The following is a 4,562-nucleotide window of genomic DNA, read 5'->3' as shown; positions in this document are numbered from 1 at the left end:
GCCGAGCAGTTCGGACGGCTCGGGATTGATCTCGATGACCGAGACGCCGCGGTGCGCGGCCGCCGCGGGCAGGCTGGCGGCCGGATAGACGACGCCGCGGGTGCCCACCACGACCACTAGAGCGGCGTCGGCGAAGGCGGATTCGGCCGCCAGCCAGGCGTCGGCAGGTAACGGTTCGTTGAACCAGACCACGCCGGGCCGGACCTTACCTGGGCACACCGCGCACTGTGGTAGCTCGCTGTTTGTGGCACATTCGACGGGGACGGACGCCCCGCAGGTGTCGCAGCGTGGCGCGAAGAGGCTGCCGTGCAAATGAATCACCGGCGCCACACCGGCCCGCTCGTGTAGATCGTCGACATTTTGGGTGATGACGTCGACCCGGCCCCCGGTTCCGGCTTTGCGGCGCGCGAGTTCGGCCACTGCCATGTGCCCAGCGTGGGGTGCTACCGCGTGGGCGGACTGAACGCGGCTGGCGTACCACGACCACACCAGAGCCCGATCGGCTCGCCACGCCTCCGGCGTCGCCAGGCTGGCCGGGTCGAACGTGGCCCACAGTCCGGTGAGCGAGTCGCGGAAGGTCGGCACACCGCTCTCGGCGGACATGCCGGCCCCGGTGAAGACGACGACATTGCGGGCTTCGTCGACGAGGCGGCGCGCGGCAGCGAGGCGCTCGAGGTCGGTCATCAGGGAGTGGTCCCGTCGAGTTCGGCGCGCAGGGCCGCGGCGACGGCCTCCTGATCCCCGGCGCGGCGAGTGAGGAAGCCCTTGGCGACGGCGAGTTTGTCGCCGCTGTGCCGCGGAATCACGTGCAGGTGGGTGTGAAAGACCGTCTGGAAGGCTGATTTGCCGTCGTTGAGAGCCAGGTTCACCCCGTCCGCACCGAGGGCGATCTTGGCCGCGGCGGCGACCTTCTGGCCTGCGGCGAAGAGTCGCGCACCGGTCGCGGCGGGGAGATCGGCGAGGCCGACTGAGTGTTCACGGGGGACCAGAAGGGTGTGGCCGGCGGTGATCGGGCGGATGTCGAGGAATCCCACGATGTGCTCATCGGAATAGACGATTCGGGCTGGCGCGCGGCCGTCCGCAATGGCGCAGAAGATGCAGTCGGTCATGGCCTGCCGACCCTACCTGAGACCGACGTGACTCATCACACATCACGAATTGATAACGGAAATTCGCTCGCCATAATTGCCGGTCGCCACGGTTACTCGCCGTTCTACCAGCGGGTATACCTTGGGGTCGCCAGCGAACATGAGGAAAGCCTCATATTTGCATGCGACACTGGACGAGTCCTTCCATGACTTCTCGTTTCTTGTCCGCGACCCCTTCAGGAGAGCCAGTGACCCTCGATCAGTTCCGTTCCCGTCCGCGACATGACCGCAACGCAGCACCGGAACCGAGTCTGCTCGACCGATTGGCGCAGGGCGAGGCCTATGCCGCCAGCTTCGGCGGCCAAGGCGGCGCCTGGCTGCAGACATTTGCCGAGGTGACGATCGACGCCGACCTCGAGCACGAGATGATTACGATCGTCGCGGCCGCTGAGCAGCGGCTGGCGGCGGTGGCCGACGAGCTCGCTCGCGCGGGCGCGGGAACCTTCGACCCGATCGGCTGGATGCGCGACCTCGATGAGGACCGCAGTGTGCCGAGCGACGCCGTGCTCGCCGACGCGACCATCTCCATGCCCGGCGTGCTGTTGAGCCAGCTCGCCACCATCGCCTCGGTCACCAAGCAGGGGCTCGACAGCGCGGCCGTGCCGCCGATCGCGTTGATCGGGCACTCCCAGGGCCGCCTGGCCACCGAAGCCCTCGCCGTGGACGGCTCGCCGCGAGATGCCTCCGACGCCGACCTGTTGGCGCTGGCCCGGCTGATCGGTGCCGCCGCCGCGATGACCGCCCGGCGGCGAGGCCTCGGCGGCACCGCCGATGTCTCGCCGATGCTTTCGGTCTCCCAGGTGGTGCCGGCCGCCCGCGAGGTACTGCTTGCCCAGTACGTCGCCGAGCTACCCGCTGATCAGCGGGTCGGCGCCCCGGCCATCGCTGTGCACAATTCGCGCCGCGCCATCGTGCTGTCCGGCGCACCCCGGCACCTGGCCGCGCTGCAAGTGCTCTGCGAGGAGCAGGCCGCCGCCTCGGCCGACGAGCGCAAGCGCAAGCTGACCGGCGGGTCGCCGTTCGCGCCGGTCTTCGAGAACGTGATGACCACCGTGCCGTTCCACCACCCCGATATGGCACCGGGCATCGCCCTGGTGACGCAGTGGGCGCAAGCCTGCGGCATCGACCCGGCCCTGGCGCACCGCTACGCCGATGCGATCCTGGTGCGTCACGTGGACTGGGTGGCCGAAGTCGCCGAGGTCGTCGCCAGCGGTGCCCGCTGGATCCTGGACTTCGGGCCAGCCGACACCGCCACCCGACTGTCGTCCTCGCTGGTGCGCGGGCAAGGCGTCGGGCTCGTCGCCGTCGGCACCCGCGGCGGCCAGCGCAACCTCTTTGTTCCCGGTAATGTCCCGGAGATTTCCGCGCCGTGGGCCCTCTACGCCCCGCGCCTGGCGGAGTTGCCGGACGGACGCACCGTCGTCGATACGCCATTCACCCGGCTCACCGGCCGCTCGCCGATGATGCTGGCCGGCATGACCCCGACCACCGTCGACCCGGCGATCGTCGCCGCGGCGGCCAACGCCGGCCACTGGGCCGAACTGGCTGGCGGCGGCCAGGTGACCGAGGAGATCTTCGCCGGGAACCTGGCCCGACTGACCGAGCTCCTGGACTCGGGCCGCGAAGTCCAGTTCAACTCGCTCTTCCTCGACCCGTACCTGTGGAAGCTGCAGCTCGGCGGCAAGCGTCTGGTGCAGAAGGCTCGCGCGGCCGGCGCACCGATCGACGGCGTGATCGTGACCGCAGGCATCCCCGAACTCGACGAGGCCGTGGAGTTGGTGCACGAGCTCACCGAGGCGCAACTGCACTACATCTCCTTCAAACCGGGCACCGTCGATCAGATTCGCTCAGTCATCCGCATCGCCAACGAGGTTCCCGAGTTTCCGATCATCGTGCAGGTTGAAGGCGGCCGGGCCGGTGGTCACCACTCGTGGGAGGACCTCGACGATCTGCTGCTGACCACCTACGGCGAGCTCCGCGACCGACCGAATGTGGTGATCTGCGTCGGCGGCGGCATCGGCACACCCGAACGTGCGACGGACTATCTGACCGGTCAATGGGCCACCCGGCACGGCTTCGCTTTGATGCCGCTGGACGGCATCCTGATCGGCACTGCCGCGATGGCCACGCTGGAGGCCACCACCGCTCCCGAGGTCAAGCAGATGCTGGTCGACACCCGCGGTTGTGACGACTGGATCGGCGCTGGCCACAGCGAGGCGGGGATGGCATCCGGCCGCAGCCAGCTGGGTGCCGACATCCACGAGATCGACAACACCGCTTCACGCTGCGGTCGCCTGCTCGACGACGTCGCCGGCGACGCCGACGCCGTCGCGCAGCGCCGCGACGAGATCATCGCCGCGATGGCCGGGACCGCCAAGCCGTACTTCGGCGACGTGGCGACCATGACCTACCGTCAGTGGCTGACGCGTTACACCGAGCTGGCCGTCGGTGGCGTCGGCACTCCGCCGCTGCCGTGGGCCGACGTCACCTGGTCGCAGCGCTTCACTGACATGCTGCGCCGCACTGAGGCTCGCATGCACGAGCAGGATGCGGGCACCTTTGTCTCGCTGTTCGGCGACGACGTGGAGAACCCGCGCGACGCTATCGCGATCCTCGCCGCAGCACACCCGGCGATCGATGACGACGTGCTGCACCCGGCTGACGTCGCCTTCTTCTTAGAACTGTGCCGTACTCCGGGCAAACCGGTGAACTTTGTTCCGGTGATCGACAAAGACGTCCGCCGCTGGTGGCGCAGCGATTCGCTGTGGCAGGCCCACGATGCCCGCTACGGTGCCGACGAGGTCTGCATTATTCCCGGACCGGTCGCGGTCGCTGGCATCACAGAAGTAGACGAGCCGGTCGGCGCGTTGCTGAACCGCTTCGAGAGCCACGTCGTTGAGGTGTTGCGCACCGAGGGCGAGCACACCTGGCCCGCCGATGCCCGTCGCCGTACCGGTGCGGTGCCTTCGGCCGGACCGCTCACCATGCTGCTGGAGTCGGTCGACGTCTCCTGGGCTGGCCGAATCGTCACCAACCCGATCGCTCTCCTGGGCGACCTGGCCGGCTGGGAGGTGTTCGACGAGCAACTCGCCGAGCACGGGCCGACCGGCGCCCGACTGATCATGACCTCGGAGGCTGGGGCGTACCCCGCGGCCTTCGAGCTGTCGGTTCCGGTGTCGCGTACCGCCGTGCGCATCCCGCTGACCGTCGACGCAGGCTGCCTGGACGGCGCGGTGCCCAGCGTGGGCATCGACGCCGCGACTGGCGCTATGCGCGAGCTCCTGACCGTCGCCGCGGGCGGCTCTCTCAACGCCGTCGCCGACGGCGCGACCGTGGCGCAGGTACGCTGGCTCGCCGATTCGGTGGCAGACCACAGCGGCGCCACCGCGGGCTCGCTGCCGCATCACCTCTCGC

At 69.1% G+C, this 4,562-nt stretch carries 3 protein-coding genes; 1 reads left to right on the top strand and 2 read right to left on the bottom strand.

What is annotated here, in order from left to right:
- Both WAW85_RS15440 and WAW85_RS15435 read right to left on the bottom strand, forming a co-directional pair.
- Positions 1–684 (bottom strand): NAD-dependent protein deacylase (locus WAW85_RS15440; RefSeq protein WP_422560470.1); only part of this gene is annotated, 684 nt, incomplete at its 3' end.
- Positions 684–1,109: an HIT family protein gene (locus WAW85_RS15435; RefSeq protein WP_422560469.1), complete on the bottom strand. Its 426-nt coding sequence runs from the start codon at positions 1,107–1,109 to the stop codon at positions 684–686. The genes WAW85_RS15440 and WAW85_RS15435, both read right to left, overlap by 1 nt.
- 227 nt (positions 1,110–1,336) lie before the next feature.
- Between WAW85_RS15435 and WAW85_RS15430 the strand changes: the two genes are divergently transcribed.
- The coding region (locus WAW85_RS15430) for a fatty acid synthase subunit beta domain-containing protein (protein WP_422560468.1) at positions 1,337–4,562 on the top strand (3,226 nt) is incomplete at its 3' end.

It is taken from the genome of Gordonia sp. (in: high G+C Gram-positive bacteria) (assembly GCF_049299075.1).
In the GTDB taxonomy this organism is placed as follows: domain Bacteria; phylum Actinomycetota; class Actinomycetes; order Mycobacteriales; family Mycobacteriaceae; genus Gordonia.
Note: the sequence above shows the minus strand (reverse complement) of the source record. Positions and strands in the feature narration are given on the sequence as shown.

Coding starts and splice junctions, on each gene's coding strand:
- WAW85_RS15435 (WP_422560469.1), bottom strand. CDS start 1,109: ATGACCGACTGCATCTTCTGCGCCATTGCGGACGGCCGCGCGCCAGCC.